This window comes from Allokutzneria multivorans (assembly GCF_039537405.1).
Classification (GTDB): Bacteria; Actinomycetota; Actinomycetes; order Mycobacteriales; family Pseudonocardiaceae; genus Allokutzneria; species Allokutzneria multivorans.
The window spans coordinates 190,318-217,249 of the sequence record NZ_BAABAL010000017.1; the positions used below are offsets into that span (position 1 = coordinate 190,318).

The 26,932-nt window shown below is 69.2% G+C and carries 26 protein-coding genes and 2 tRNA genes; 13 read left to right on the forward strand and 15 right to left on the reverse strand.

Features of this window, described 5'->3' with window-relative positions:
• The first annotated feature begins 14 nt into the window (after positions 1-14).
• The 5 genes from ABD798_RS22025 to ABD798_RS22045 all read left to right on the forward strand — a co-directional run bounded on the left by ABD798_RS22025 (position 15) and on the right by ABD798_RS22045 (position 4,318).
• On the forward strand, positions 15-1,223 hold the full coding sequence (locus ABD798_RS22025; protein WP_344877775.1) for a PP2C family protein-serine/threonine phosphatase: 1,209 nt from the start codon (positions 15-17) through the stop codon (positions 1,221-1,223).
• Positions 1,220-2,767, forward strand: a complete 1,548-nt coding sequence (locus ABD798_RS22030; RefSeq protein WP_344877777.1) for a sensor histidine kinase — start codon at positions 1,220-1,222, stop codon at positions 2,765-2,767. The genes ABD798_RS22025 and ABD798_RS22030 overlap by 4 nt, the downstream gene beginning before the upstream one ends.
• Entirely contained in the window at positions 2,760-3,203 is a 444-nt protein-coding gene (locus ABD798_RS22035; protein WP_086819753.1) for a response regulator, read from the forward strand. Before ABD798_RS22030 ends, ABD798_RS22035 begins: the two co-directional genes overlap by 8 nt.
• Before the next feature lie 14 nt (positions 3,204-3,217).
• On the forward strand, positions 3,218-3,661 hold the full coding sequence (locus tag ABD798_RS22040) for an SRPBCC family protein (RefSeq protein WP_344877781.1): 444 nt from the start codon (positions 3,218-3,220) through the stop codon (positions 3,659-3,661).
• A 93-nt stretch (positions 3,662-3,754) separates the two neighbouring features.
• A complete protein-coding gene (locus tag ABD798_RS22045) occupies positions 3,755-4,318 on the forward strand; it encodes a hypothetical protein (RefSeq protein WP_344877783.1) in 564 nt (187 codons plus the stop codon).
• On the opposite strand, the gene ABD798_RS22050 is transcribed toward ABD798_RS22045, so the two are convergent.
• Together ABD798_RS22050 and ABD798_RS22055 are read right to left on the reverse strand one after the other, a co-directional pair.
• Positions 4,315-4,632 carry a hypothetical protein gene (locus tag ABD798_RS22050; RefSeq protein ID WP_344877785.1) on the reverse strand — a complete coding sequence of 106 codons (318 nt, stop codon included), beginning with the start codon at positions 4,630-4,632 and terminating at the stop codon, positions 4,315-4,317. The two genes, ABD798_RS22045 and ABD798_RS22050, sit on opposite strands and share 4 nt — an antisense overlap.
• A 543-nt stretch (positions 4,633-5,175) precedes the next feature.
• On the reverse strand, positions 5,176-5,505 hold the full coding sequence (locus tag ABD798_RS22055) for a hypothetical protein (RefSeq protein ID WP_344877787.1): 330 nt from the start codon (positions 5,503-5,505) through the stop codon (positions 5,176-5,178).
• A 146-nt stretch (positions 5,506-5,651) separates the two neighbouring features.
• On the opposite strand from ABD798_RS22055, the gene ABD798_RS22060 reads away from it, so the two are divergent.
• Positions 5,652-6,530 carry a TIGR03621 family F420-dependent LLM class oxidoreductase gene (locus tag ABD798_RS22060; protein WP_344877789.1) on the forward strand — a complete coding sequence of 293 codons (879 nt, stop codon included), beginning with the start codon at positions 5,652-5,654 and terminating at the stop codon, positions 6,528-6,530.
• A gap of 184 nt (positions 6,531-6,714) precedes the next feature.
• On the opposite strand, the gene ABD798_RS22065 is transcribed toward ABD798_RS22060, so the two are convergent.
• The gene (locus tag ABD798_RS22065) at positions 6,715-7,932 is read right to left on the reverse strand and encodes a class I SAM-dependent methyltransferase (RefSeq protein ID WP_210407895.1); all 1,218 of its coding nucleotides are present in this window, start codon (positions 7,930-7,932) and stop codon (positions 6,715-6,717) included.
• Positions 7,933-8,208: 276 nt separating this feature from the next.
• Between ABD798_RS22065 and ABD798_RS22070 the strand changes: the two genes are divergently transcribed.
• Together ABD798_RS22070 and ABD798_RS22075 are read left to right on the forward strand one after the other, a co-directional pair.
• Positions 8,209-8,697, forward strand: coding sequence for a hypothetical protein (locus ABD798_RS22070; protein ID WP_344877792.1), 489 nt, complete (start codon positions 8,209-8,211; stop codon positions 8,695-8,697).
• Positions 8,694-10,433 (forward strand): poly(ethylene terephthalate) hydrolase family protein, encoded by a 1,740-nt coding sequence (locus tag ABD798_RS22075; RefSeq protein WP_344877794.1) that lies wholly within the window; start codon positions 8,694-8,696, stop codon positions 10,431-10,433. Before ABD798_RS22070 ends, ABD798_RS22075 begins: the two co-directional genes overlap by 4 nt.
• A gap of 63 nt (positions 10,434-10,496) precedes the next feature.
• Here ABD798_RS22075 and ABD798_RS22080 read toward each other — a convergent pair whose 3' ends face one another.
• Positions 10,497-11,699, reverse strand: a complete 1,203-nt coding sequence (locus ABD798_RS22080; protein ID WP_344877796.1) for a L,D-transpeptidase — start codon at positions 11,697-11,699, stop codon at positions 10,497-10,499.
• 368 nt (positions 11,700-12,067) lie between these two features.
• Here ABD798_RS22080 and ABD798_RS22085 point away from each other — a divergent pair.
• Positions 12,068-12,140: transfer RNA gene (locus ABD798_RS22085), tRNA-Lys, on the forward strand.
• A gap of 63 nt (positions 12,141-12,203) precedes the next feature.
• On the opposite strand, the gene ABD798_RS22090 is transcribed toward ABD798_RS22085, so the two are convergent.
• Complete coding sequence (locus tag ABD798_RS22090; protein ID WP_344877798.1) at positions 12,204-12,500, reverse strand: DUF6355 family natural product biosynthesis protein; 297 nt, start codon at positions 12,498-12,500, stop codon at positions 12,204-12,206.
• 305 nt (positions 12,501-12,805) lie between these two features.
• On the opposite strand from ABD798_RS22090, the gene ABD798_RS22095 reads away from it, so the two are divergent.
• Complete coding sequence (locus tag ABD798_RS22095; protein ID WP_344877800.1) at positions 12,806-13,054, forward strand: hypothetical protein; 249 nt, start codon at positions 12,806-12,808, stop codon at positions 13,052-13,054.
• A 75-nt stretch (positions 13,055-13,129) separates the two neighbouring features.
• Here ABD798_RS22095 and ABD798_RS22100 read toward each other — a convergent pair.
• From ABD798_RS22100 to ABD798_RS22145, 10 genes are all read right to left on the reverse strand, one after another.
• Positions 13,130-13,205 (reverse strand) — tRNA-His (locus ABD798_RS22100).
• Positions 13,206-13,302: 97 nt separating this feature from the next.
• Positions 13,303-13,914, reverse strand: coding sequence for an oligoribonuclease (gene orn / locus ABD798_RS22105; RefSeq protein ID WP_344877802.1), 612 nt, complete (start codon positions 13,912-13,914; stop codon positions 13,303-13,305).
• Positions 13,915-13,944: 30 nt separating this feature from the next.
• Positions 13,945-15,540, reverse strand: coding sequence for a PH domain-containing protein (locus ABD798_RS22110; RefSeq protein WP_344877804.1), 1,596 nt, complete (start codon positions 15,538-15,540; stop codon positions 13,945-13,947).
• Positions 15,537-16,046, reverse strand: coding sequence for a PH domain-containing protein (locus tag ABD798_RS22115; protein WP_344877806.1), 510 nt, complete (start codon positions 16,044-16,046; stop codon positions 15,537-15,539). The genes ABD798_RS22110 and ABD798_RS22115 overlap by 4 nt, the downstream gene beginning before the upstream one ends.
• Positions 16,047-16,307: 261 nt before the next feature.
• Positions 16,308-17,942 carry an AMP-binding protein gene (locus tag ABD798_RS22120; protein WP_344877808.1) on the reverse strand — a complete coding sequence of 545 codons (1,635 nt, stop codon included), beginning with the start codon at positions 17,940-17,942 and terminating at the stop codon, positions 16,308-16,310.
• A gap of 25 nt (positions 17,943-17,967) precedes the next feature.
• Complete coding sequence (locus ABD798_RS22125; protein WP_344877810.1) at positions 17,968-19,821, reverse strand: SDR family oxidoreductase; 1,854 nt, start codon at positions 19,819-19,821, stop codon at positions 17,968-17,970.
• A gap of 88 nt (positions 19,822-19,909) precedes the next feature.
• On the reverse strand, positions 19,910-20,455 hold the full coding sequence (locus ABD798_RS22130) for a GNAT family N-acetyltransferase (protein ID WP_344877812.1): 546 nt from the start codon (positions 20,453-20,455) through the stop codon (positions 19,910-19,912).
• Entirely contained in the window at positions 20,452-20,652 is a 201-nt protein-coding gene (locus tag ABD798_RS22135; RefSeq protein ID WP_254235670.1) for a hypothetical protein, read from the reverse strand. The genes ABD798_RS22130 and ABD798_RS22135 overlap by 4 nt, the downstream gene beginning before the upstream one ends.
• A gap of 136 nt (positions 20,653-20,788) precedes the next feature.
• Positions 20,789-22,126, reverse strand: a complete 1,338-nt coding sequence (locus ABD798_RS22140) for a polysaccharide lyase 6 family protein (protein ID WP_344877816.1) — start codon at positions 22,124-22,126, stop codon at positions 20,789-20,791.
• A gap of 70 nt (positions 22,127-22,196) precedes the next feature.
• Positions 22,197-23,372 carry a glycosyltransferase gene (locus tag ABD798_RS22145; RefSeq protein ID WP_344877817.1) on the reverse strand — a complete coding sequence of 392 codons (1,176 nt, stop codon included), beginning with the start codon at positions 23,370-23,372 and terminating at the stop codon, positions 22,197-22,199.
• 88 nt (positions 23,373-23,460) lie between these two features.
• Here ABD798_RS22145 and ABD798_RS22150 point away from each other — a divergent pair, with 88 nt between their 5' ends.
• The 3 genes from ABD798_RS22150 (at position 23,461) to ABD798_RS22160 (ending at position 26,813) form a co-directional block, all read left to right on the forward strand.
• The gene (locus ABD798_RS22150; RefSeq protein WP_344877819.1) at positions 23,461-24,486 is read left to right on the forward strand and encodes a tetratricopeptide repeat protein; all 1,026 of its coding nucleotides are present in this window, start codon (positions 23,461-23,463) and stop codon (positions 24,484-24,486) included.
• A 76-nt stretch (positions 24,487-24,562) separates the two neighbouring features.
• Entirely contained in the window at positions 24,563-25,570 is a 1,008-nt protein-coding gene (locus ABD798_RS22155) for a terpene synthase family protein (RefSeq protein WP_344877821.1), read from the forward strand.
• The gene (locus ABD798_RS22160; protein ID WP_344877823.1) at positions 25,560-26,813 is read left to right on the forward strand and encodes a cytochrome P450; all 1,254 of its coding nucleotides are present in this window, start codon (positions 25,560-25,562) and stop codon (positions 26,811-26,813) included. Before ABD798_RS22155 ends, ABD798_RS22160 begins: the two co-directional genes overlap by 11 nt.
• The last annotated feature ends 119 nt before the right edge of the window (positions 26,814-26,932 follow it).

Here is a 26,932-nt window from a genome sequence, read left to right on the forward strand (position 1 = left end):
TGAGGGAGGCCGCTGTGCCCGGACCCGTTCGGCTCGGCGAGCGCGACATCCGCGTCCTTCTGGTCGAGGACGATGACGGAGACGCCTTCCTCGTCGAGGAACACCTGGCGTTGCAGAACGAGCGCGTCCGCCTCGACCGCGTGCGCACCCTCGCCGACGCCGAGGCGGAGATCCTGGGCCGCCGCGTCGACTGCGTGCTGCTGGACCTGCAACTGCCCGACGCGACCGGGCTCGACGGCCTGCGCAGGCTGCGCTCGGTCGGCGCGGCGGGCAGCGTCGCCTTCATCGTGCTCACCGGCCACGACGACCGGCAGCAGGGCGTCGACGCCGTCGCGGCGGGCGCCCAGGACTACCTGATCAAGGGCGATGTGGACGGGCGGCTGCTCGGAAGGGCGATCCGCTACGCCATCGAGCGCCTGCGCGCGGAGGAGACCCAGCGCCAGCTCGACGAGGAGCGGCTGCGCGGTGAGGAGAACGCCAGGCTGGAGCGCGGCCTGCTGCCCTCGCCGCTGCTGCGCGACCCGCACACGACCTTCGTCGCCCGCTACCGCGCGGGCGGAGCCACCATGCTCGTCGGTGGGGACTTCTACGATGCGGTGCAGACCGAGGACGGCACGGTGCACGTCGTCATCGGCGATGTCTGCGGGCACGGTCCCGATGAGGCGGCCGTCGGGGTGTGCCTGCGCATCGCGTGGCGCGCGCTCGTGCTCTCCGGTCAGCCGACCGAGGTGATTCTTCGGACGCTGCAACAGGTTCTGCTCGCGGAGCGGTTGCGAAGGGGTGTCTTCGCGACGATCGCGACGATCTCGGTCAGCCCCGACCAGCAGACCGCGACCATGCACCTGGCCGGGCACCCGGAGCCGCTGCTGCTCAGCGGCGGCCGGGCCGTCGCCGTGCCCAGGGACGACGCGGGCATGCCGCTGGGCATCGACCCGCAGGCGAGCTGGTTGCCGATGACCATCGACCTGCCGCAGGACTGGGCGCTGGTGCTCTACACCGACGGGCTGATCGAGGGCCGTGTGGGCGAGGGACCGGAACGCCTTGGCGTGGAAGGACTCCACGGCCTGGTCGAGGAGCGGATCGCCGAGGACCCGCGCTGGCGCTCCGACCCGCACACACTGCTGGACCACCTCGTCGAGCGGACCGAGGCCCTGCACGGCCAGCGCCTCACCGACGACGTGGCCGTGCTGCTGCTGACGTCGAACTACCGGCGGCCGAGGTGACGCGTTCCCTCAGCCGCTGGTTGCTGGCGGCCGGAGCGTTCCTGCTGGTGTTCGCGGTGAGCGCGATCGTGCTGGGTGCCTACGCGATCACCGAGCTGACCGACGCCAGGCGCACCGGAACCACCTACGTCCAGCCCGCCGCCCGGCTCGCGCAGACGATGACCACCGCGTTCCTCGACCAGGAGACCGGCGTCCGGGGCTACGTGCTGACCGGCCGCCCCGACTTCCTGGAGCCGTACCGCACCGGTGAGCGCCAGGCGATGGACGCGTACGCGAGGCTCACCGAGCTGATCAAGAACGGCGGCGCGGTCGAGCGCGCGAACCTGCTGACGGTCGACGCGGCGAACCGGGCGTGGCTCAGCGGCTACGTCGAGCCGACCCTGGAGATCGTGCACACCCGGGGCGCCTCGGGCGACATCGGGAACTCCGCGCGCGGCAAGATCCTCTTCGACGAGGTGCGCGCCGCGCTGAACCGGCAGACCGAGCACTACGACCTGCTGCGCGCGAACTCGCAGCGGCTGGTGGACGGCGCGGCCCGGACCCTGATCACGGTCTGCGTCACGGTCGCGGTGCTGCTGGTGCTCGCGATCGTCGCGCTGTTCCTCGGCACCCGGCGGGTGGTGCTGCGGCCGCTCGCCGACCTGAGCGCCGAGGCCAGGCGCGTGGCCGGCGGCGACTTCCACCACCAGCTCGAAGTGCGCGGCCCCCGCGAGATCGTCGACCTCGGGCGTGACGTGGACGAGATGCGCGGGCACATCCTGCGTGAGCTGGGGGCGTTGCAGGAGGCCCACCGCGCCCTCGACGAACAGGCCCGCGAGCTGCAGCGGTCCAACGCGGAGCTGGAGCAGTTCGCCTACGTCGCCTCGCACGACCTGCAGGAACCACTGCGCAAGGTCGCGGGGTTCTGCCAGCTGCTGGCCACCCGCTACCGGGGGCAGCTCGACGACCGGGCGGACCAGTACATCGACTTCGCGGTGGACGGCGCCAAGCGGATGCAGGTGCTGATCAACGACCTGCTGGCGTTCTCCAGGGTCGGCAGGACCAGCGGCGAGCAGCGCGAACTCGACAGCGCCGAGCTGGTCGCACAGGCTGAGCGCAACCTCGCCGCCGTCATCGAGGACAGCGGCGCGGAGATCCGCACCGGGGACCTGCCCGTGGTGCGCGGTGAGGCGTCGCTGCTGACCACGGTCTTCCAGAACCTGATCGGCAACGCGGTGAAGTTCCGAGGCGAGCAACCGCCCCGGCTGCGGATCGAGGCGGAGCGCTTCGGTGAGATGTGGGAGTTCTCCTTCTCCGACAACGGGATCGGCATCGAATCGCAGTACGCCGAGCGCATCTTCGTGATCTTCCAGCGGCTGCACGCCAAGGAGGCCTACGAGGGCACGGGCATCGGCCTCGCCCTGTGCCGCAAGATCGTCGAGCACCACGGCGGCACCATCCGGCTGGACACCGGGTACCGGGGCGGGACGCGCTTCGTGTTCACCCTGCCCGCCGTCCCGGAACAGACAGAAGCACAGCAGACGACCGAAGGTGACCATGACTGACCAGACCCCGCTCACCCCCTTCGACGTCCTGCTCGTCGAGGACGACCCGGGCGATGTGCTGATGACCCAGGAAGCCTTCGAGCTGCACAAGATCCGCAACAGCCTGCACGTGGTCCCCGACGGCGTCGAGGCGCTGGCCTTCCTGCGCCGCGAGGGCGCGCACGCGAACGCGCCGAGGCCGGGGCTGATCCTGCTCGACCTGAACCTGCCGAAGAAGGACGGCCGCGAGGTCCTCGCCGAGATCAAGGCGGACGAGTCGCTGCGCACCATCCCCGTTGTGGTGCTGACCACCTCGGAGGCGGAGGAGGACATCCTGCGCAGCTACGACCTGCACGCCAACGCCTACGTCACCAAGCCGGTGGACTTCCACCGCTTCGTGGAGATCGTCCAGCGCATCGACGACTTCTTCGTCACGGTGGTCAAGCTGCCGCGCTGAACTAGGTTGGTCTCATGGCAGCGAACCAGGTCGTCTCGCGCACTGTGGTCATCAACGCCCCGCCGGAGCGCGTCTTCGAGGTGTTGGCCAATCCCTACGAGCACGCCAACTTCGACGGCTCCGGCAGCGTGCGCGGGCAGCTGCACGGGCCGGAGCGCCTGGAGCTGGGCGCGAAGTTCGGCATGCGGATGCGGGTCCTGCTGCCGTACCGGATCGAGAACGAGGTCGTGGAGTTCGAGGCCGACCGGCTCATCGCCTGGCGGCACACCGGCCACCACCGCTGGCGCTACGCGCTGGAGCCGACCGAGGACGGCACCAGGGTCACCGAGAGCTTCGACTGGGGCACCGCGCGCTCGCCGAAGGCGTTGGAGCTGCTGGGTTACCCCAGGCGGAACGCCCGTTCGATCGAGCAAACCTTGGCACGGCTGAAGACGCTCGTCGAACAGCGCTCCGGCTGAGTTGATCCGCTGAGTTGTTCTGTGATGCCGCCGTGCCCTCGGTGATCTCCGCCGCGCGGATCATGGGTCACTCCCGGGCTGACAGGGGTGGCCATGAACTGGCGAATACGGGGCGTCATCGCCCTGCTCGTGCTCGTGATGACGACGGGGTGCGGTGCGGACGGAACGCTGAAGCTGGCGCCGCCGTTCCTGCCGATCGCCTTCGGCATCAACAGCAAGGGCGATGTGACCTTCTCCTACGACAAGACCTTCGTGACACCGCTCGGCCGGATCACCCTCGGCGCCGACCTGCCCGTCGTCGACGAGGCGGAGGGGCACCTGCTGGTGATCCAGCAGCGCATCGCCAACCGCGACGTCCGCGACCTCTACACGCTGCGGATCGAGGGCAACCTCGCCGCTTGCCTGAACGGGCGGTTCCACCTCGGGGTGTCCGGCAACACGATCACCCTGGTGCTGCTGACCCAGGTGAGCCGGTTCTGGCTGGTCGCGGCCACCGAGAACGCCCGCACGGCGTGTCCGCCCGAGCCGGGCATCACCCGCGCGCTGCCAACCACGCGGCCCCGGCCGACGACCACGACGGTCCGGCCCACGACCACGTTCAGGCCCGTGCTGACCACGACGACCCGTCGGCCGGTCGTGACGACCACGACCCGCTAGCGCCGGCGGGAGCGCAGCGAGCGGCTCCTCAGTTGTGCCACGGCGCGATGCCTGACCGGCTTCTCGTTGTACGGCAAGGACTCCGGGTCGCGCACCACGCGTATCCGAGTCGTCTCCGGCGCGAGCTCCCACGCGCGGAGATCGCTCGGGTACGGGTGGAAGCCGTGGCACAGCAACGTGTCCCGTAACGCCCACATCGGCGGCGGCACGTCGGGGTCGTGCTCAATCCGGAACTCCAGCTCGCCGACCCGCATCACCCAGTGACTCTCGGACTTGTGGTGCAACCGTGCCGATCCGGCGTCAGCGGTGATCATCGGGGCCCTCCGGTTCCGGCTTCTCGCAGGTGAAGCCACCCGGTTGTTACCCAAACGGTGGACACCTAACCGCCCCGCGCAACCACAGCCTCCTCTGCCCCGACCGCGGCGCGTGGAGGTTCGCGGGTCTTCAAGACCAGCAAACCGCCCTGTCGATCATCGTTAACCGCCGCAAACCCAGCGTCGCCCCGAGGTTCGCCGTCGTTGACGACCGCCGAGGTGGGGGTTCGTGGGACTTGAAGACCAGCAAACCCGATGGCGGGCAGGACACGGCCTAGCAGTCACCACCTCGCCCGCGCGCTCCTTCGCTCCGCCCACCGCAACCCGCATGCTCCGCCATCACACACGTGCACTCCGCTGCTGTCCCGCCACTATGCGCGCGCCAAAGTTCCCCAGTCTTCAAGACCGGCAAACTCTGCTCGCGCTTGTCTTCAACCGCCTCACACCCTTGGTGGCTCGCGGGTTTGAGGCGGTTGAAGACCTCTGGAGCGGGGGTTTGTGGGTCTTGAAGACGGGAGGACTTCCGGGCGGGCGAGGTGGCGGTCAGAGCTGTTCGACGAGCTTCACGGCTTCGGTCAGCTCCATGCCGGAGTAGGTGCGCCGCACCTCGCGGACCGCGCGGACGTGGCCCTCGTGGTCGCGGATCTCGCGGAACCGGCTCAGGTCCTCGGTCTCCAGGATGGCGTCGACGGAGGTGTGCGCGGCGACGAACTCGGCGCGCCGCCGTTTTCTGTCCACTGTGGACACATAGGCGGAGAAGGCGACTGACGCGAGTGCGGCGAAGGTGGCGGCCAGGGACTGTTCGGCCGCGAGCAGCACCAGCACCACCGCGACGAGCGCGATGTTGACCATCCAGAGCAGGCGCGTCGGCATGGGGGCATTCTCCTGCTCGGCGCGTGCGCTGCGCCAGAGGGTGGGAAATCGCTGAAAGTTCTTCTTGTGCGGGGCGGCAATGGTGTGATGGACGGTTACGATGGGGCAATCCGGCTGTACGCGTGATCGGCAGGCAGGAGAGCGACATGGTTGCGCCGTTCCGTTTCGGCGTTGTTCTGGTGTCCGAAGCGTGTTCGCGCGCGGAGTGGGTGGCGAAGTGCCGCCGCGCGGAAGAACTCGGCTATGACGTCGTCTCCGCCTGCGAGCACGTGAACCTGCCGTCCCCGTTCCCCTCGGTGATCCTCGCCGCAGAAGCGACGGAACGGCCCAGGATCGGCATCTACGTGCTGAACACCAGTTTCCACAATCCGACCCTGTTGGCCAGGGACGTGGTCACGGTGGACCAGTTCGTGGAAGGCAGGCTCGAACTCGGACTGGGCACCGGCTACGTCGAATGGGAATTCGAGAAGGCGGGCATTCCCTTCGGCACTCCTGGTAGCAGGGTGGACAAGCTGGAGAACACGATCGACGAGCTCCAGCGCCTGCTGAACGACCCCGAGCACCCGAAGACCGTGCAGCGGCCGCACCCTCCGATGCTGGTGGGAGGGCATGGAAACCGGGTTCTGCGGCTCGCGGCGCGCAACGCCGAGATCGTCAGCTTCGTCGGCGCGCAGTACCGCCCGGAGTACGGCCGCATGGTCATCGCGACGGCGGAGGAAATGGTGGAACGGGCCGAGTTCGCCCGCCGCGCCGCCGGTGCCAGGGCCGACGAGCTCGAATACAACATTCTTTCCAAGGCGACCATCATCACCGATGACCGGCGGTCCGCGCTGGAGCAGGTCAGGCGTTTCGCCCCGCACCTCGACGATGAGCAGATCCTCGCGGCTCCGACATTGTCCATCGGAACTCCCGGGCAGATCGCGGAACAGCTCAGGGAGAACCGCGAGGTGTACGGGATCAACTATGTGACGGTGATGGAACCGGCAATGGAAGCTTTCGGCAAGGTCATCGAGGTCATGCGCTGACCCAACCCGGAGAAAGGCCCGGCCACCGTGGTCGGGCCTTTTTGCGCGAAGGGGCAGAAAAGAACGAGCGCCACGTCGGACGACGCGGCGCTGCGGTGGTGCTCGCCTTTCTGGCTGGGACCGGCCGCGTGCAGGGGGCGGCCGGTCCCAGCTGTCGCTGATCGTCGTGCGGCGAGCGGGTGGGTCAGAGGACGTGCACCTCGGGGACGTACAGGATCCACTTGCCGCCGGCCTCGCGGAACGCCTTCTCCTTCGCCATGATCTCCTCGGCGTGGTTCCAGGCGAACAGCAGCGCGTAGTCCGGGTAGGGGTTGCTGAACGCCTCGGGGCTGCGCACGGGGATGTGCGTGCCCGGGGTGAGGCGGTTCTGCTTCTGCGGCGTGGTGTCGCAGACGAAGGAGACCAGCTCGGAGCTCAGCCCGCACAGGTTCGCCACGGTCGCGCTCTTCGCGGTGGCGCCGTAGGCCACGACGGTCTTGCCCTCCTCGCGCAGCTTCGTGAGCAGCGCGACGAGGTCCTCCTTGATCTTGGTGACCTTGGCGCCGAAGGCCTCCAGGGTCGGCAGCGTTGCCAGGCCGGCCGCGGTCTCCTCGGCGATCAGCTCGGCGACGGCGGCGCTGGGCTCACGGGCACCGGCGCGCGCGATGGTGTAGCGCACCTCGCCGCCGTGCACCGGGTAGCGCTCGACGTCGACGAGGTCGAAGCCGAACTTGCGCGCCATGGCCTGCACCGAGCGCGCGGTGAACAGGTAGTAGTGCTCGTCGTAGATCTGGTCGAAGGACGTCCGCTGGTTGATGTCGCCCAGGTACGGGTCCTCGAAGACGAACACGCCGTTCGGCTTCAGCAGCGCGTCGATGCCGCGGAAGATCGAGTCCATGTACGGGATGTGGCAGATGGTGTTCGCGGCGAAGATGACGTCCGCGTGCCCCTCCTCCTTGGCCACCTCGACCGCGGTCGACTCCTCGAAGAAGGCGGTGCGCACGCGGATCCCCTTGCCGCGAGCCACTTCCCCGACCCCGCCGGAGGGGTCGACACCGAGGTGCTTGACGCCCGCCTCGGCCGCGGTCTTCAGCATGATGCCGTCGTTGCAGCCGATCTCGACGATGAACGGGTCCGGGCCGGTGAGCTCGGTCTCCAGGAACTTCCGCGCGGTCAGCTCGAAGTGCTTGCGCATCACCGAGGAGCCCGAGGAGAAGTACGGGTAGTCCTCGTGGAACATCTTGTCCCTCGGGACCTCCTCCATGAGCTGGACCATGGTGCAGTCCGAGCACAGACCCACGGCGAGGCGGAAGAAGAACTCGCCTTCGAGCTTGTCCGGCTCCAGGAAAGCATCGGAGAGGGGCTGGCGTCCGAAATCGTAGAATTCGGTGAGAACGCCGCCGCAGATACGACAATCAGCCATATCGCACAACCTAAGTCGCGGCAAGGGACCGGCCAACCCCTAACCTGCCCCGCACCCCTAGCCGTGCTCACCCCTAGCGGACCTGAGCTGCGGTGATCAACTTTCGGCCGGTTCGAGAGGGCCCTGTCCGAAGTATTCGTTTTCGAGTTCCTGGCGGCATATCAGGGACTCTGAAGCCGATCGCGCGAACCCCGCTCCTGAGGACGGCGTCCTCGAAGTGGATGTGTCCGATTTCGGAGCATGGGGAGAACTGTGCGTGTATTACGGGGTTCCCGGATGGGGAACGTGAAGGTGGTCGTCGTGGCCGCCCTGCTGGTGGCCGTGATCGCCAGCGTGTCCTGGATCAGCGCCCGGGGGCGGGCCGACGCCGAGCCCGGCTTCGAGGTGCCGCGCGCGCCGGTCGCGGAGCAGCCCGCCGCGCGCCAGGCGGTTCCCGCACCCGACGCGGGCGTTGCGGAGAAGGTGCGCAGCGCGCCCGAGGGCCGTGTCATCGCGCGCGGGCCGTCGATGGTCGCCGACGAGATCACCACGCACACCGACCGGGCCCCGCTGCTGCGGCTGACCGTCTCCGGTGACTTCCCGGTGCGCGCGCTGGACTACACCGTCCTCGTCGACGGCCAGCCGGTCGGCAGGGGCATCCCCACCGAGGACCTCACCGCGATCCGCGTCGCGCTGCCGCAGCCGCGCTCCGGCGCCGAGGTGGCCGTCCGCTACGGCGCCGAGCAGGCGAGGCCGATCGGCCAGTTGAAGGAGGAGGGCAAGTGAAGCGCATCGGATTCTTTGCCACCACCGCCACCACTGCCGCCGTCCTCGCCGCCTCGCTGGCCGGGACGGTCACCGGCTCCGCGAGCGCCGCGCCGCAGGTGGACCCGCTCACCCCGGGCCCGCACAAGGTCGCTGAGGCCTCCTACGACCTGGGGAACGAGGCGTTCCAGCCCAACGGCTTCCCCAAGCCCGTCGAGCTGGCCGGGCAGGTCTACCACCCGGAGAAGCTGGCTGACTCCGCCTACCCGGTCGTGGTCTTCCTGCACGGCAGGCACGTCACGTGCATGTCGAAGACCGAGCCGAGGCCGAAGCTGGCCTGGCCGTGCCCGACCGGCTACGAGCCGATCCCCAGCCACCTCGGCTACGACTACGTCGCCAAGCAGCTCGCCAGCCACGGTTACGCGGTGATCTCCCTCAGCGCCAACGGGATCAACGGCAACGACTCGCTCGACCCGCAGTACGGCCAGCGGGCGCGCGGTGAACTCGTGCTCAAGCACCTCGACCTGTGGAACGAGTGGCGCTCCAAGCCCGGCGGCCCCGTGCCGATCACGGTGACGCGTTCCTTCGACTTCACCCGCATCGGCCTGATGGGCCACTCGCGGGGCGGCGAGGGTGTGGTCAACGCCGTCGCGCAGAACGCGTTGCGCGAAAAGCCCTACAAGTTGCGCGCGCTGCTGCCGCTCGCCGCGACGGACTTCGAGCGACGCATCCCGGTCGGCATCACCATGGCCACGCTCCAGCCGGACTGCGACGGCGACGTCTCGGACCTCCAAGGCGTGCACTACTACGACGACAGTCGCTACTACGTGAACACCGACCGCGCGACGCGCAACAACGTCACCGTGCTCGGCGCGAACCACAACTACTTCAACACCAACTGGACGCCGAGCAGCGGGCTGCAAGGCGCGGTCGACGACTGGCGCGGCGACGCGAGCTCGCCCTGCCACCCCTCGAAGCCGACCCGGCTCACCGAGCAGCAGCAGCGCAACGTGGGCATCGGCTACATCGGCGGCTTCTTCCGGCACTACCTCGGCGGCGAGAAAGCTCTGGGGCCGTTGTGGCGCGGCGAGACCGGTGTCCCGGCGTCGATCGCCCCGGCCACGGTCAACGTCTCCTACCACCCGCCCGCCGCGTCGGGACAGCGCTTGGACGTCAACCGGCAGGACGGCTTCCGGGACACCAACACCTTGGGGGGCAAGGTCACCGCGACCGGAGCGACCCAGACCAGGTGTGGTGGCTCTGGCGTCGAACCTGCCTCCGGATCGTGTCTGAGCAAGCCGGGCACGCGGTTGACCGAGCCGCACCGCGGATGGGGTTTCTCCGGCGTCATCGCGGGCAGGACCGCGTGGGCCGCGACCGGTGGCACGGTCACCAACGAGATCCCCGCGCAACACGGTGACGTGAAGAAGTACAAGGCGTTGCAGTTCCGCGGCGGCGTCGACTTCAGCGACGCGGCCAACGTCGCGGGCCAGCCGCAGGACCTGCGGATCGTGCTCACCGACACCACCGGCAAGTCCGCGTCGGTGAAGGCCTCAGAGTTCGGCAAGGCGCTGGACTACCCGCTGGTGTCCGGTGCGCAGGGCGACGTGGTGCCGAAGCTGCACCTCAACCAGGTGCGCGTGCCGCTGACCGCGTTCGCCGGGGTCGACCTCACCAAGGTCGCGACCGTGGCGCTCGCGCTCGACGTGAACCCGACCGGCGCGCTCGCCGTCGCGGACCTTGTGTTCACGGACTGACAGCACGCCCAGAAACGACAGCGGCGCCGGTGGTGATCCACCGGCGCCGCTGTCTCGCGAGGGCTACTTCTTGCCGCCCTTGAGCCATTCCTCCCACGGGATCTGCCAGTCCCCGAAGCCGTCCCAGGACCTCAGGTCCGGACCGCCGGAGTTGGTGATCACCACGATGTCGCCCTTCTTCACCGTGTCGAAGTACCACTTGGCGTTCTCGGTCGACATGTTGATGCAGCCGTGGCTGACGTTGCGGCGCCCCTGGTCGCGCACGGACCACGGCGCGGCGTGGGTGAACTCGCCGCCGTTGGAGATCCGGACCGCCCAGTTGACCTTGGTGCGGTAGCCGCCCCGGTCCAGCGGCAGGCCGTAGCTCGTCGAGTCCATGACCTTGGTCGGGTGCTTCTCGGTCACCACGTGGATGCCGTTGTTCGACGGGAACTTGGCGCTGCCGAGGGACACCGGCATCTCCTTGACCACCTGGCCGTTGACCTTGACGACCATCTGGTGCGAGCCGCCGTCGGCCTCGGCGATGACCGCGTCGCCGATGGTGATGGCGGCCTTGCGGTCCTCCTGGCCGTAGATGCCGCCGCCGAGGTCCTTGCCGTAGACCTTGACGTCGATGCTGACCTTCGTGCCCGGCTTCCAGTACTCGCGCGGGCGCCAGTGGACCTCCTTGTCGGAGAACCAGTAGAAGGCGCCCTCGGCCTTGGGCTCCGCAGTGACCTGGATGGCCTTCTGCGCGGCCTCCTTGTTCGGCGGCGCGACGTCGAAGATGAACGCCAGCGGCTGGCCGACGCCCACGGTCTGACCGTCGAGCGGGTTCATCGACACGAACGCCTGCCTGCGCGGCTTCACCGTGCTGAAGGCCGACTTCGCGGTCACGGGCTTGCCGTCGGTACCGGTCGCGGTGGCGTTGAGCGTGTAGGACTTGTTGTAGCCCAAGGTTTCCGTGGAGGTCCACTTGAGACCGTCCTGCGAAACCTGACCCGCGACGGGCTTGCCGTCCGGGTTGAGCAGGCTCACCTCGCCGAGCTTGCCGCCGGTCGCGGTGACGGTCACCGGCTCACCCGGCGCCACCCCCTGCGAGCCCTCGGCGGGCACCAGCGCGAGCGTCGCGGGGCCCGGCGGCGTGGTCGGCGTGGAGCCGCCCCCGCCGGGCTGGCCGCCGCCCCCCGGCGCGCCCTGACCGCCCCCACCACCGGTGCACCCGGAGACGAACGCGGCCACCAGCCCAAGAGTCCCCACCGCGAGCGCGCGGCGCCGCCCCAGCACGACTCGATCTTTCGGGCTTCCTGGCACCAACATCGGCGACCGTCCGTTCCGCTCGTTCCCACAGGCTGTGCACGATCCAGTGTGCTACACCACCCGGTCGAGGCGAGTGCCCCGGGTGAAGCAACAGGGCGTAGCTCCTGTCGCCTTCACCACTCCTCTGACGCAAAAATCAGTCCGCAGGTTGCTCGCGGGAGCGCCCCCGGGGGAGCCGAACGTAACCTTGATCACTCCGGTCGGCCACGCGGGGTCCCCGTCCTGCGGGGACGGGCCCCGCTGAGGCCCCGAAACCGCCTCTGACCAGCCGATTGGGAACCGTGAGACCCCCTGTGCTAAGTTTTCTCCCGTCCGAAAGGACAACAACAAAACAAGCGCCGCTAGCTCAAGTGGTAGAGCAGCTGACTCTTAATCAGCGGGTTCGGGGTTCGAGTCCCTGGCGGCGCACAAACTAGAAACGCCCGGTTCCTCACACGAGGGACCGGGCGTTGTCTTTGTGGGCCGGACCGGCTAGCAGAGGTGGCCGTCGTACCAGGCGTCGCGAACCGAGAAGATGGTGCCGAGGGTCGTGATGCCCGGGCGAACGCACTTCGTGTAGGCATCGCCGAGCCACGGGTCGATCCGGATCACGACCGAGGTGTTCTCGTCGCAGTGGTTGTAAATGACGGCATGGCCGTCCTTCACCGAAACGCCGCACCGCGTGCGGGCGAGGTCGTCAGTGGCGGAGGCGTTCGCCGTCGTGGTGGCGAGGCTCGTCATGGCGGCGGCGGCCGCCGCGGCTACGGCGAACCGGGTTCGTGCGCGCACAGATAACTCCGTATGTCTTCTGCATTTTCTGGAACGTGGAGTGTTGTTTCGCTGGGCCGGAAGATGTCACCCCAGGAAACCGTGGCGGTCGAGGTGAGGCATGCCGCGCTCGACTTGCTCATGAGTGCGCCCTTCGCTCTTGTGGCGCGTCGACCGCGCACGGCGCACATCGAAACAGCAGGTGGGGCGCTGCTACATGGGTCGAAGGTGGTATTTCTTTGCGAAAGACGGTTTTCCGTCCGTCTCAGATGTATGTGGGATACAGTTCCGCCCCGACCCCTTTGTTCCATTGCAGGAGACGAATCATGGCGAGAGTTCTCAGGTCCCTTCTCACCGGTGCCGCCGTCGCGGCCGTCGCGGCTGGCGCGCTCGCGGTGGCGCCCGCCAGCGCGTTCGCGAACCCGACCCCCGAGCTGTACCCGACCTTCGCCAAGTGCGAGAAGCGGGCCGCCTCGATCCGCCAGGGCTCGGTCGGCGCCTGGTGCGAGGCGGAGAAGGTCGGCAGGCCGCCGCTGACGGCGACCTTGTGGCGGCTGCACATCTCCGGTGCCTGATCGTCCACAGAGGACGGACCCGCGGGCGCGGGGAAAGCGGAAGGGCCCCGCACGTGATGTGCGGGGCCCTTCCGTTGGGGTGAGTGACGGGACTTGAACCCGCGACTTCCTGGACCACAACCAGGTGCTCTACCAGCTGAGCTACACCCACCGTATTCGTACCCACTGCGTTTCGTACCCACTGCATTTCGTTGCCGCCGAGGCAGCCGCATCAGCGTAGCGTGCCGCCCCGCGTGAGCGAAATCGGGTTACCCCTTGGCCTGCTCCGCGACCAGCTCGGCGGCGATGGCCTGGGCTTTCTCGGTGCTGGGGCCGGGCGGCGGGACGAAGAGCGCGCGCCGGTAGTAGGCCAGCTCCACGATCGACTCCTGGATGTCGGCAAGCGCACGGTGGGCGAGCCCCTTCGCGGGCTGGCCGTAGTAGACCTTGGGGTACCAGCGGCGGCACAGCTCCTTGATGGAGGAGACGTCGACCATCCGGTAGTGCAGGTGCGCGTCCAGCTCCTGCATGTCGCGGGCGATGAAGCCGCGGTCGGTGGCGATGGAGTTGCCCGCCAGCGGAGCGGTCCGCTTGTCCGGGACCCACTCGCGCACGTAGTCGAGCACCGCGCGCTGGGCCTGCTCGATGGTCACCGTGGAACGGCGGACCTCCTCGGTCAGCCCGGACTTGGCGTGCATGTCGCGCACGACGTCCGGCATGCTCTCCAGCACCTTGTCATCGGCGTGGATCACGATGTCCACGCCCTCGCCGAGCACGTTCAGGTCGGCGTCGGTCACCAGGGCCGCGATCTCGATGAGCGCGTCCTTGCCCAGGTCCAGGCCGGTCATCTCGCAGTCGATCCACACTAGACGTTCCGTCACGCGGGTGAGCCTATCCCTTACCGTCCGCGCTCAACGGTCAACGGTGAACGAGACCAGGAACGGGGTGAGCAGACCAGGGAGAGCGGTCTCCGCCAGCGCCAGCGCGTCGGACTCGCCGAGGTCCTCCACCGAGTAGGCGCCGGACTCGGCCTCCGTGCGGCCGGTGCTCGCGCCGGTGGTGGCGTGCAGCGTGACCAGTCCGGCCCGTCGCTGGAAGATCGACCTGGTGACCTTCCAGCCGATGATGCCGTGGCGGTGCAGCGCGACGGTCTGCCTGACCAGCGAGCCTGAGCGGCTGACGAGGTAGTCGTCGTGGGTGTACGCGTGCCCCAGGTTGCGGTAGCGGTCGACGCCCAGCAGCAGCGACACCGGCAGCAGGCACAGGGCCACGATCCACGGCCAGTCCGGGAAGGACAGGTAGATCCGCAGTCCGCCCAGGATCGCCGCGAGCACCAGAACCGGCACTGTGGCACGGAAAAGCCGTCGGACGAGCGCGGCGCGCGGGTGGCTGGTCAGCACGGCGGTCGTCGGCGACACGGCGAGCTGGAGGGCTTCCGCCGCGACGCGGTGGGCCTCGGCGCGCGGAGCCTGGGGGAGCAGCATGCCGCTGCCTTCCCCGGTGCCGAGGCCGGTGGCGATGGCGCTGCACTTGGCGCCCTTGCCCGTGCGCAGCAGCAGCGGTTCCTCGACCTTGGCCCCGCGCATGCGCTTCTGCTCGATGGAGACCGAACGGACTTCGAGCAGGCCGTAGCGCACCAGCAGCGAACCGTGCTCCTCCCGGCTCAGTTCGTAGTTCCAGTAGGAGATCACGTACAGGGCGATGCCCGCGATGCTGGAGATCACCAGCGCGGCCGCGACGACCACCGGGATCGTGGTCAGCAACGAGTTCGTGGTGAACCAGTCGACGACGGCCTGCACCGGCCCGATGTGGAACAGGTCGACCTTGATCTGCCGGGCGACCGCCGCGGCACCACCGAACAGCGTGCCGACCGCGATCACGCCGAAGAGCGTCAGCGGCGCGAACCTCAGCCACCTCGGGTCCATCTTGGACAGAAGTGTGACCGGGGAGTCCGAAGTGTCCATTGTGGACGTTTCGGGGCTTTCCTCCTGTTGGGGAGCGGGTTCCCGGCGCAGCAAGGTCAGTCGGAGCGCCTCCGCCTGCGCCTTGGTGATCGCGTTGAGGGTCAGCTCGTCCTCGGTGCCGGAGTCCTGGCGGCCGGTGCCGAGCCGGACGACGGACAGCCCGACGAGGCGGTGCGGCACCGACGCCTTGAGGTCCACGGTGCGCAGCCGGTCCCGCGCCACCTGCCGGTGCTTCTTGACCAGCCAGCCGGTGTGCAGCTCGACGTGCTTGGCGGTGACGCGGTAGCGCGTGGTCAGCCAGCGCACCATGGCGTAGGCGATGAGGCTGCCGGAGACGCCGAGCGCCACCGCGGTCTCCCAGAAGCCCAGCTCGAACCGCCCGCGCACCACCAGGATCAGCACGAGGACGCCGAGCACGCTGGCGATCTCGTTGAGCGGGTCGGCGATCATCACCTTCGGGTTGAGCCGGTGCCACTCCGTGTCCGGCTCCTCCAGCGGGGGCGCCGCGGGAAGGTCGGTGAAGTCGTTCGCCTGCTGGCTCACGTCGCATCACCCTGCGCGGCCTCGGCCACCGCGGTCAGCTCGTCGACCATGCGGGTGGCGACGTCGTGGTCCACCCCGGCGATCTCCAGCGGGCCCGCCGCCGAAGCGGTGGTGACCACCACGGTCGCCAGCCCGAGCCACTGCTGCAACGGGCCGCGCTTCATGTCCACCGTCTGCACCCGCGACACCGGAGCGACCCGCGCGTCCAACCAGAACCAGCCCGACTGCACGTACACGGCCTGCTCGGTGGTCTCCCAGCGGTGCACCCGGTAGCGCCACAACGGCATCACCGCCGTGTGCGCCCCGCCGAGCACGATCGCCAGCACCAGCGCGGTCGTCGGCCACGGGCCGGTCCAGTCGAAGAAGAAGCGGGCCGCCACGAGCGCGCCGACGAGCACCAGCCACTCGATCCCCGCCTGGATCGCCCACCAGGCGATCGCCTTGCGGCTGACCTGGTTGGCCGGCGGGCGCAGACGCAGCTGGAGACGCGGTTCAGCAGTGTTCACGCGCACACTCTGCCCCACCCGCGGCGCACTCGGCAGAAGAACGCGCCTTTGGTCAGCGCCGCTCGCTACTTTCGTCTAGCCGGTCGCACTTCGCGGGCTGCCGGAGGTAGGGCAGTCTTCAAGACCACCAAACCCCCGTCGCGGAGGTCTTCAACCGCCCCAAACCTCCTGTGCGCCACCGCGCCCGCGCACGAGGGTTTGTAGCGGTTGGCGACCGTGTGGGAGGGGGTTTGCGGGTCTTGAAGACTGGTGAACCCGGCGCTAGGTCAGGTCGCGTTTGACGACCTTGCCGGTGGCGTTGCGGGGGAGCGCGTCGAGGAAGGTCACCTCGCGCGGCACGCAGAAGCGGGTGAGCGTGGCGCGGACGTGCTTGCGCAGCTCGTCGGCGTCGAGGAGCACGCCGTTGGCGGGCACCACGTAGGCGGCCAGGCGCTGGCCGAACTCCTCGTCTGGCACGCCGACCACGGCGACCTCTCGGACGTCGGGCAGCGCGGCGAGCACGTCCTCGACCTCGCGCGGGTACAGGTTCTCGCCGCCGGAGATGATCATGTCGTCGTCGCGGCCCGCCACGAAGAGCAGGCCGTGCCTGTCGAGGTAGCCCATGTCGCCGGTGGAGAGCATGCCGTCGACGACCTGCTTGCCGGAACCGTTGGTGTAGCCGTCGAAGAGCATCTCGTTGGCGACGAAGATCCGTCCGGTGCGCCCGCGCGAGACCGGGCGGCCGTCCTCGTCCAAGATCGCCAAGCGCGTGCCGAGCGGAGGTTTTCCGGCTGTGCCAGGGGCGATCCGCAGTTCCTCGGGCGAGGCGACGGAGACCCACGACGCCTCGGTCGAGCCGTAGAAGTTGTAGAGCACGGGCCCGAACGCGTCGAGGAAGTCGGTGGCGAGCGCGCCGGGGAGGACGGAACCCGTGCACGCCACCGTGCGCAGGAACGACGTGTCGTGCCGCCGCCGTTGCTCGGCGGGCAGCTCCATGATCCGCTGCAACATCACCGGGGCGGCGAACATGCTGGCGCAGCGGTGTTTCTGGATCGTGGCGAGCGCGTCGGCGGGCTCGAACCTGCGCCGCAGCACGATCGGCGAGCCGAGCACGAGGCTGATCTGGAACGCCCCGATGCCCCAGCTGTGGAACATCGGCGCGGGGATGAACATCGGCTCGCCCGCGCGCAGCGGGATGCGCGACAGGAACGGCGCGGCCGAGCCCAGCAGCCCCTTGGGGTGCGGTCTGCGCGCACCCTTCGGGGTCCCGGTCGTGCCCGAGGTCAGCACGACCAGCCGCGACGCCGACGGCTTGGGCAGCTCGGTCGCGGGCGAGGACGCGATCAGCTGCTCCACGGTGGTGCTCCGGGTCGGTCCGTCGGTCCACGCGGTCACGCGCTTCACCCCGCGCGGCGCGTTCACCAGCATCGGCCGGAACTCGGTGTCGGCGACGACGAGGCAGATCTCCTGCTCGCGCAGCACCGCGCCGAGCTGCGCGGGGCTCGCGCCGGTGTTGAGCAGCACGGCGTGCGCGCCGAGCTTGGCCAGCGCGGCGATCGACTCGGCGAAGCCGCGGTGGTTGCGGCACAGCACTCCCACGTGCGACCCGGCGCGCACCCCGTGCTCGGCGAGGCCGTGCGCGAGCCTCGTCGTCCGGTCGTGCACCTCGGCCCAGGTCAGCGAGCCCAGCTCGTCGATGATCGCCGGCCTGTCGGGGTGCAGCGCCGCACCGGAGGCGTAGCCCGCCGCGATGCTGTACTCGTACTTGCGCAACGCCTGCGCCGCCCTGATGAGCCGGTCGGGGCTGCGAGGGACGAGCACGCGGCTCCTGGCCAGCACCAGCAGTCCCTTCGCCTGGTTCGCCGTGCGCTGGGTGAGTCTCTGGGCAAATCTCTGGGCTGACCGGGTGAACCGCATCTTCGCGTCCCTCCACAGTGGATGGTCAGGGCGTGCGCCGTGGTGCCTCCGGCATAAGGCGATACAGCAGGTGCATGGCGCGATCAACCGCCTTGGGGGTGACGGCGTAGGCGGCCTGGGCGAGTGCTCCGATCGGGGAGCCGACCCGCTTGGGCCGTCGGGTCAGCGCGCGCACCACCAACCTGGCGCCCTCCTCCGGGGTGGCGGCGGGCAGCCGGTCGTATGCCGAGGTCGCCTGGCTCATCGGGGTCCTGACGAGTCCCATGTGGACGGTGCTGAAGGTGACCCCGTCGGCGACGGTCTCGCTCGCGACCACCCGGCTGAACATGTCCAACGCCGCTTTCGAGGCCAGGTAAGCGGAATACCTCGGCGTGGCGAGCTGAACGCCCTGTGTCGACACGTTCACCACGTGCCCGAAGCGGCGGGATGTCATGTGCGGCAACAAGGCCAGTACCAGGCGCACCGCTCCGAAGTAGTTGATCGCCATGGTGCGCTCGTAGTCGTGCAGGCGGTCCACCGAGTTCAGCACGCCGCGCCGGATCGACCGCCCGGCGTTGTTGACCAGCATGTCGATGCCCTCGTGGTCGCTGAGCATCCGCTTCACCGTGGCGCGCACCGACTCCGTGTCGGTCAGGTCGCAGGGGTACACGTGCGCCTGGCCGCCCTCGTGCACGATCTCCTCGCGCACCGACTCCAGCTCCTCCGCGCGCCGGGCGACCAGCAGCGGCACCGCGCCGAGCTTCGCCACCTGCAACGCCGTCGCCCGGCCGATCCCGGAGGAGGCACCGGTGATCACGATCCGCCGCCCGCGCAGACCCGCCCTGGGGCGCCGCGCGCGATCCGGGTCGAGGTGCCGTTTCCAGAAGCGCCACAACCGGTCCGCGTACTCCCCGAACTCCGGCGTCGGCAGGTCGCTGAGCGCGCGGTCGGTGTTCGAGCGGTCGAAGCTCGCCGAGAACGCCATGTGCGGCAACACTTCCGGCGGCACGCCGAGGACCTTGCCCAAGCCGGGCAGCTTCGCCAGCGCTCGCACCGGAACGGGCACGGGCGCGGTCACCGCGATCTTCGGCGCTCCGGCCGCAGCGGCGAGCGCGTTGTAGACCGAGGTCAGCGGTTGCCCGCCGGGCGCGGTGAGGTGGAAGGTCCTCCCGGGTAAGAAGTCGTTGTGCACCAAGCGGTCCAGTGCGTCAGCGACCCAGTCCACCGGCACGAGGTTGGTCGTGCCCAGATCGGCCCCGGCGAGGGGGAGTGCCGCGGGCAGCCGGGACAGCTCCGCGAGCGCGCCGAAGAAGTAGTACGGGCCGTCGATCTTGTCCATCTCACCCGTGCGCGAGTCGCCGACGATCGCGCCCGGCCGGTAGACCTGCCAGTGGACGCCCGCGCTCTCGCGGACGACGCGCTCCGCCTCGAACTTCGTCGAGTGGTACGGCGAGCCGAAGCGCTGCCCCAGGTCGAAGTCGTCCTCGGTGAACGGCCCGCTGTGCTCGCCCGCGACGGCGACCGAGGACACGTGGTGCAGCTTCGCGCCCAGTTGGGTGGCGAGGTCCACGACGTGGCGCGTGCCGTCGACGTTCGCGGCCCGCGCGGCTGGTTCACCGGCCGTGAGGTCGTAGCTCGCGCCGAGGTGGACGACGTGCTCGACGCCGGAGAGCCGCGCGAGGTCGTCCTCGGCCAGCCCGAGACCCGGGCTGATCAGGTCGCCGGACACCGGCCAGACGCGCTCCGCCTGCGGCCAGCGTTGCGCGAGCTCGTCGAACTTCGCCCTGGAACCGGGCCTGACCAGCACGAACACGCGCTCGCACGTCGCGCGCCGAAGCAGTCTTTCGACCAGCCGAACGCCGACGAAGCCGGTCGCGCCGGTCACCAGGTAGGAGGTCACCCCTCGATACTGACACTACCTACCCGTGAGTAGGAAGAGCTGAGGGCTCGGCACGCAGGAAGCAGGGGACCAACGTGCCGAGCCCCCGTCAGGGGTGGCGGCGCAGGCGCCGTTCGAGGACCTGGCCCGGCCAGTCCCCGACCTCGAAGCCGTGCAGCCTGGTGAAACCCGCCGAGACGTAGAAGTCCACGAGCGCGCCGTCACCACCCGCCCAGCAATCGACCCGCAGGCGGGAGACCCCCGCCGCCACCGCCTTCTGGTGTGCCGCCTCCAACAAGGCCCGACCCGCACCGCGCGCAGCGGCCTGCCGCCCAGAGACCAGGCCGCTGACGTACAGCTCGGGTTCGTCGGAGGCGGGCACGTGGTCCGGGGCTTCCGGCAGCAGCACGAGCGCGCCGACCGCCTCCCCGAACCGTTCGGCGATGTGCAGCCCGCCGGAGCCGCACCACCGCTCCACCTGCAGGACGCGCTTCGGACTCTCCGAGAACGGGGTGGTGCCCCACTGGCCGGTCTGCCCCTTGACCGTCAACCAGCGCACCGCGTCGTCGAAAAGCCCGAGCACCGTTGCGGCGTCGCTGACCGTCCCGCTCCGAACGGTCAGCTCAGACGCCTGTTCTCCTGCTTGCTCGCTCACAGTTCGGCACCCACTGCCGCCATCGCCGCCTGCCGCAGCGCGGACCGCAGTTCACCGACCTCCAAGGGCGCGAGCACGGCCGCCTCGCCCGGCGGCGAGATCACCACGACCTGTCCCTGGTTCACCAGCACCGTCAACGACCGCCGTCGGCCCGCGACATCGCGGCAGCCCACGATCCACTCCCTCCGGACAACCACGTTCCCCGACCTCCAGCCCTGGTCCGTTCGGCGATGCGGGGGTGGGACGCCCGGATCGGCGGGGCATGACGCGGTACTTGAGCCCGTTCAGTCGATCGGCTGAACGGGCGCACGGTGCCGGCGCTCTGAACAGCGGTTACTCGGAAGGGGCTCCCGGGCCGACATCGGCGACGGTCAGCGGGACGCGCTGGCCACCGCGCTCGTCGGCACCGACGTCCTTGCGGTCGTCGCGCCGCAGCCCGTCCACGTCCAGCTCCACCATCGGGTAAGAGCCGACGGAGGCGTTGAGCACCGGGCTGTCCGAGGCCGGGCGCCTGAGTTCTCCGGAGAGCTTGGGGTCGGCCTGGCGGTAGCCGCCGGAGGGGATGTCACCGGCGCTGCCGCCCCAGAGCACGTTGCCCTCCCAGCGGAACTTGGAGAACTGCGTCTGCCGCACGAGCTGGCCGTTGCCGGTGAGCACGTTGTTGGCGATCACGCACGAGTCCGGCCCGTAGGTCTTGTTCTCGCCCGCGATGGCCGTCGCCGTGCCGGAGACCGTGTTGAAAGCGACCAGAACTCGGTCCGGGCGGTCGTTGCCGGTGCTGCTCGTGTCATCGATGACGGTTCCACTGCCGACGGTGATCCCGTTGCCGCCGCTGCCGTTCACGACGTTGTTCACGATCACGTGGTCGTTGCCGTAGAAGCGGATTCCGGAAGCTCCACCGAGCATGATGTTGCCCTCGACGCGCGTGCGGTTGCCGTGCCGCAACACGATCTGGCCCTTGCTGTCACGGATGGTGTTGTTGCGCACGACGTTGTCGGAGGACTTGACCGAGATCGCCTCGGGATCGCCGTTGGCCTTCTCGAAGAGGTTGTTCTCCACCAGGGCGCGCGCGGAGAACCGCTGCTTCGAACTGACCCCGAGCCTGATCGACTCGCCGCCGTTGGAGCCGGAGAACGAGTGGTTGTGGAAGTAGTTGCGGTGGATGTGCGTCCGCTGCGCCATTCCGCTGCTCGGCCCGAAGATCGACAGGTAGACGCCCTGGGTGCTCTTGCCGGTGAAGGTGTTCCGGTCGACCTCGACGTCGTCGCCGTCCACGTTCACCCAGTGCTTGCCCGCCTCGGAGCGCAGCTGGAAGACGTTGCGGCTCAAGCGGATGTGGCGCGAACTGGACGGAACGGACACGGTCGCGGCGTGGGTGAACCTGAAGCCCTCCACCGTGACGTGGTCGGAGGACTCGAAGGTGAAGCCGTTCGCACCGAAGATCTCGGCGCCACCGACCGAGGCGGCGGCGATCGTGACACCGGACTTGCGGGCGATCTTGATCGGCTGCTTGGCCTCGTAACGGCCCGCCGCGAGCACGACGCGGTCACCGGACTTGGCCTTGTCGATCGCGCTCTGCAGCGCCGACAACGAGGTCACGGGCGCGGCATCGGCGATCGGGGTGATCCCCAACAGCAGCAGCGCGGTGACCGGGACGAGGGCATGTCTCATCGCTGGATCTCCTTGAAGGGAGTACCTGCGACGGCGTAGCCGACCGTAGTGCCCGCGATGCGCCCGGTCATCATCCGGAAGGACGACAGAGCTGTTCGAGTGCGTGAACCGCTTTGCCCACACCGTTTTCCGTGCGCACCAGCGCGCCGAGCCGCGCGGCCTCCTGTGACCTGCTCAGCGCCTCCTTGATCGATGCGGCCAGCTCCCCGGCGTCCAGCGCGCGCTCGGGCAGCGGAGGCGGGGCCACGCCGAGTTCGTGCATCCGGCGGCCCCAGTACGGCTGGTCCGCGATGAACGGGCACAGCACTTGAGGCCGCCCGGACGCGACAGCCGCAGCCGCTGTCCCGGCTCCGCCGTGGTGCACAACGGCATCCACCAACGGGAAGAGGCGTTCGTGCGGGATCTGGTCGATCATCGTCACGTTCTTCGGCAGGTCCGTCGGGGTCAGCCCGCCCCAGCCGCGCGCGAGGATCGCGTGGACCCCGGCCAGCCTGACGGCTTCGAGCACGGTCGCGGTCGTCCGCGCGGGATCGGCCCCCGTCATGCTGCCGAATCCAATGTAGACAGTCGTCGCGGTGATCCGGGGAAGCTCGGTGTCCTCTGGGGATTCGAGGAACCAGTAGCCCGTGGTGTGCGCGCTCGCGGGCCAGTCCGAAGGCCGGGGCACGACGTGCTCGCTGATCGCGTGCAGCACCGCGTCCCGCCTTCCCCGGCCGGGCGGCAGACCTAGCCGGTCGGAGCGCCACCGCGTCACGAGCTTCCGGAACGGCAGACTGATGGCGTCGACAAGGTGGTAGCTCGCGCGGTTGAAGGCCGGGGGCGTCCACGGGGGCAGCAAGGGCAGCGGAAACGCTTGTGTGGGAACGTAAAGCGGGGTCAGCGCGCCGATCACCGCCGGGACACCGAGGCGCTCGGCGATGTGCGCTCCGACGAGCGCTCCCGGGTGGTGCACGACCACGTCCGCGCCGTCGGCCGCGACCGCCCACGCGTCGTCGAACATCCGGCCCATCATGCCCTTGGCCTTGCGGTAGAGCGCGAGCTTGCTCTCCGTCGCCGCGCTCTCGGCCAGCGCGAGCGGACCCTCGTCCAGCTCGGCGAAGGGGAAGCCGAGCCCGGCGAAGGCCTCGCCCGAACGGGTGGCCGCGGCCAGGACCGGCTCGTGCCCGGCGGCCCGCAGCGCGACCGCGAGCGCCGCGTAGGGCTGCACGTCGCCCCTGCTGCCTGCGGTGATCATGAGAATCTTCACGGCGTCCTCCGAGTTCGGGACAGACAGTAGTGATCACCGGACGTGCCAGACTGGTCACGCTGAGCCCTCTGCCTGGAAGGACGCACGGATGGCCGACGATCCGGTAGCGGTTGCCGTGCGGCAGGCCGCGGAACTGTGCCGCTCCGGCAAGGCCGCCAAGGCGGTCCGGCTGCTGCGCCCGGTGACCGCGCAGGCCCCGACCGACGTGGACGCCTGGTGCGCTCTCTCCGCCGCCTACTTCGCGAACGACCAGCCCAAGAAGGCGTTGGAGGCGGCCCAGCACGCGATGGTCCTCGGTTCCGGCAGGGAGGGACCGCACCGGCTGGCCAGCTGCGCGCTCACCCAGCTCGGCCGCTCGGCCGAGGCCGTCGCGGCTGCCGACAGCGCGGTCCGCGCGGACCCCTTCGAATGGCGTTGCCACATCGCGCTCGCCGAAGCCCTGATCGCTTCGGGAGCGGTGGAGCGGGTGAACCAGGAGGAGGACGACGCCAAGCGCGCGCTCATCGCCGCGCACCGCGCGTCCGAGCTGGCGCCGACCGAGTCCCGTCCCTTCGAGGTGCTCAGCGAGATCGCTTCGCGCGCGCACCGGTGGGACGTGGCCGAACAGGCGCTGCTGACCGCAGTGCAGCTCAACCCGGACAACGAGCACCTCCGCGACGAGCTGGCGAAGGTGCGGCGCGGTGAGCCCGCCCCCGAACCCGTGGTCCCCGACGCGGAGCCGGTGCTGTGGGACGTGTTGTGGCGCCTGGTGGTCTTGCAGGGCATCGGCAGCCTGGCGTTGGTGATCGGCGGGCTTCCCCGGCCGTCGTCCGGCTACGCGGTGTTCGGGCTGATCCTGATCGCGGCCATGGCCGCCGTGGTGTGGCAATTCGTGTCCAAGGTGCCCGCGGCGGTGCGGCCGAGCCTGGTGCGACTGGTGCGATCGCGCAAGCTGCTGCTGGCGGCATGTGCCCTGTTCGCGCTGGGTACGGCATTGCTGGTGCTGTGGACGCTGACGCTGGTCGTGTGGCCGGGCATGCTCCAGACGGCTGTCGTGGCGTGCGTGGTGACCGTGCTGGCCGGAGCCGTGACCGTTGGCGGACGGCGGTTGTCGCGCTGGCGCAGCCGTACGTGAAGTCTGTTTCCGCTCTGGAAAGTGTGTTATAGCGTCAATCCGCTGGATGGAGTCTTTCTGGGGCGGAGGCGGTGCCGTGCCGCAACTCAGCGTGTCCGCGCTGGTGCCGGGGTTCACCGAGCCGCAGAGCTCGGCGGTCAACCCCTTGGCGGAGCGCGCCGAGGACGAGGCCGTCTCGTGGTTGTGGCGCATCGGGTTCCTCGTCGACGAGGCCCAGGAAGATCATCTTCGGTCCTTCCGGTTCGGGCTCTACCACGGGATCGCCACGCCGTCGCTCGGCCTGGACGCGCTCGTGCTCGGCATGAAGTGGTTCTGCTGGGGCTCGCTGGCCGACGACCAGTACGACAACTACGACTGGGGCGAGCGCGACAGCCGGATGTGCTCGGTCATCCGCTCCGCCCGCACGATCCTCGACGGCGGCGCGGTCCCGGGTGCCGATCCGGTCGTCAGGGGGCTCGCGGAGTTCTGGCCCGAGCTGATCGCGGACCTGGCGCCGGCGGCTCGGCTTCGCGTGGCGCGGAACTTCCTCGACTACCTCGAAGCGGTCCGGCTCCAGAACCGCTTCCACGTCAAGGGAGAAGTCCCCGACGCGGCGACGTTCCTCGGCCTGCGCAGGCACACCATCGCGATGATCTTCCAGGCTGACGTGCTCGAAGCCCTGTCCGGCCTGCACATCCCGGAAGCGCTGCGCTCGCACCGGATGTTCCGCGAACTCGTGTGGTGCTTCGCCGACATCACCGCGTGGCACAACGACATTTACGGCCTGGAGAAGGACATCGACGACGAGCAGCTGTGCAACACCGTGCTCGTGGTGTCGGCGAGCGAAGGCTGCCCGACCGAAGTCGCCGTGGAACGCGTTGTGGAGCGAGCCAAGGAACGGCAACGGCTCTTCCTGCACATCGAGGGCGAGTTACCCGAGCTGGCCTCGGAGTTGGGGCTCGGCCCGGACGCTGTTTCGCGGGCGCTCGCTCTGACGCAGCAACTGCGGGCCTACGCGTACGCGAACCTCGTGTGGATCGAGCACACCAAGCGCTACGACCTTGACCGGCCTCGAATTCGGGGGATCTTCGACAATGTCCTCTGATCTGCGCGCCGTTCCGGTCGCCCCCGGACGGCTACCCGGCATCGGGCACCTCGGCGCGCTGGCCCGTGGCCCACTGCCGTTCCTGGTGTCGCTGCGCGAATCCGGCGACATCGTGCGCGTCGACCTCGGCCCGAAGCCGGTCTACTTCATCACCTCGCCCGCTCTGCATCGGCAAGCGTTGACCAGCAACGGTTTCGCGCGCGGTCAGATCTACGAGCGCGCGCGAACCCTGTTCGGCGACGGCCTCGCGACCTCCGACGGAGCGCTGCACTTGCGGCAACGCCGGCTCGTGCAGCCACTTTTCCACCGCGCTCACATCGAGTCCTACTTCGACATGATGGTCGCCCAGACCCGCGCGCTCACCGACTCCTGGCAGCACGGCAGGGTTGTGGCGGTCGACCAGGCGATGAGCTCGCTCATGCTGAAGATCGTCGTCAACGCGTTGACCTCTCGCGACATCGGCCGCGCCGCCGCCGAGGAGATCCACCGCCTCATGCCCGTGATCATGAAGGGCATCGCGCTGCGCATGGTCACGCCGTTGCACCCGCGCTTCGACTCCGCGTCGGCGCGGTTGCGGCACCTGGTCTCGTCGTTGATCACCAGTTATCGCGCGGATTCCGGCTCGGGTGAGGATCTGTTGAGCATGCTGGTTTCCGCGGGGATGTCCGATGCGGAGATCTGCGACGAGGTCGTTTCGTTGCTGATGGCGGGCACTGAGACTCCGAGTTCGACTCTGGCGTGGATCTTCCACGAGCTGTCTTCGAATCCGGCCGTCTTGTCGCGCGTTCAGGCCGAAGTGGATTCTGTGCTTGGTGGGCAGCCTGTGACGATGTCGTCCGTGCGGGAGTTGGAGTACACGCGTCGAGTGGTGACTGAGGCCCTGCGATTGCATCCGACGCTGCTGTTCACCTTGCGGCCCACACGGCAAGTTTCCCTTGGGGGTTATGCGTTTCCGGCGGGGGTGGAGGTTGCGTACAGCCCTTATGCGTTGCACCGCGATCCGGAGTTGTTCCCGTCGCCGCTGCGGTTCGATCCGGATCGTTCGATGCCGGAGTTGTTCTCTCCGTTCAACTTCGGCGTGCATCGTTGTGTGGGGGAGCACTTCGCTTGGGCGGAGATGATGGTCGCGGTAGTGGGTGTTGTGCAGCGGTGGTCGTTGCGCGGGGTTGAGGAGCGGGTGCGGGAGGCGTTGGCGATCGTGCCTCGGCCGCGGTCGTTGCGGATGCGGGTCCTGTCTCGTTGATGCCGGGCGGGGGCTGGGTTTTCTGGTGGGGTACGGCTGGGTTTCCTGGTTGGGGACGGCTGGGCTTCCAAGCCGGGGACGGCTGGGCTTCCAGCGGGGGACGGCTGAACTTCCTGGTT

Excerpts from the sequence above, each read along its gene's own strand:
- ABD798_RS22035 (WP_086819753.1), top strand. The coding sequence starts at position 2,760 with ATGACTGACCAGACCCCGCTCACCCCCTTCGACGTCCTGCTCGTCGAG.
- ABD798_RS22040 (WP_344877781.1), top strand. The coding sequence starts at position 3,218 with ATGGCAGCGAACCAGGTCGTCTCGCGCACTGTGGTCATCAACGCCCCG.
- ABD798_RS22045 (WP_344877783.1), top strand. The coding sequence starts at position 3,755 with ATGAACTGGCGAATACGGGGCGTCATCGCCCTGCTCGTGCTCGTGATG.
- ABD798_RS22050 (WP_344877785.1), bottom strand. The coding sequence starts at position 4,632 with ATGATCACCGCTGACGCCGGATCGGCACGGTTGCACCACAAGTCCGAG.
- ABD798_RS22055 (WP_344877787.1), bottom strand. The coding sequence starts at position 5,505 with ATGCCGACGCGCCTGCTCTGGATGGTCAACATCGCGCTCGTCGCGGTG.
- ABD798_RS22060 (WP_344877789.1), top strand. The coding sequence starts at position 5,652 with ATGGTTGCGCCGTTCCGTTTCGGCGTTGTTCTGGTGTCCGAAGCGTGT.
- ABD798_RS22065 (WP_210407895.1), bottom strand. The coding sequence starts at position 7,932 with ATGGCTGATTGTCGTATCTGCGGCGGCGTTCTCACCGAATTCTACGAT.
- ABD798_RS22070 (WP_344877792.1), top strand. The coding sequence starts at position 8,209 with ATGGGGAACGTGAAGGTGGTCGTCGTGGCCGCCCTGCTGGTGGCCGTG.
- ABD798_RS22095 (WP_344877800.1), top strand. The coding sequence starts at position 12,806 with ATGGCGAGAGTTCTCAGGTCCCTTCTCACCGGTGCCGCCGTCGCGGCC.
- ABD798_RS22120 (WP_344877808.1), bottom strand. The coding sequence starts at position 17,942 with ATGCGGTTCACCCGGTCAGCCCAGAGATTTGCCCAGAGACTCACCCAG.
- ABD798_RS22140 (WP_344877816.1), bottom strand. The coding sequence starts at position 22,126 with ATGAGACATGCCCTCGTCCCGGTCACCGCGCTGCTGCTGTTGGGGATC.
- ABD798_RS22150 (WP_344877819.1), top strand. The coding sequence starts at position 23,461 with ATGGCCGACGATCCGGTAGCGGTTGCCGTGCGGCAGGCCGCGGAACTG.
- ABD798_RS22160 (WP_344877823.1), top strand. The coding sequence starts at position 25,560 with ATGTCCTCTGATCTGCGCGCCGTTCCGGTCGCCCCCGGACGGCTACCC.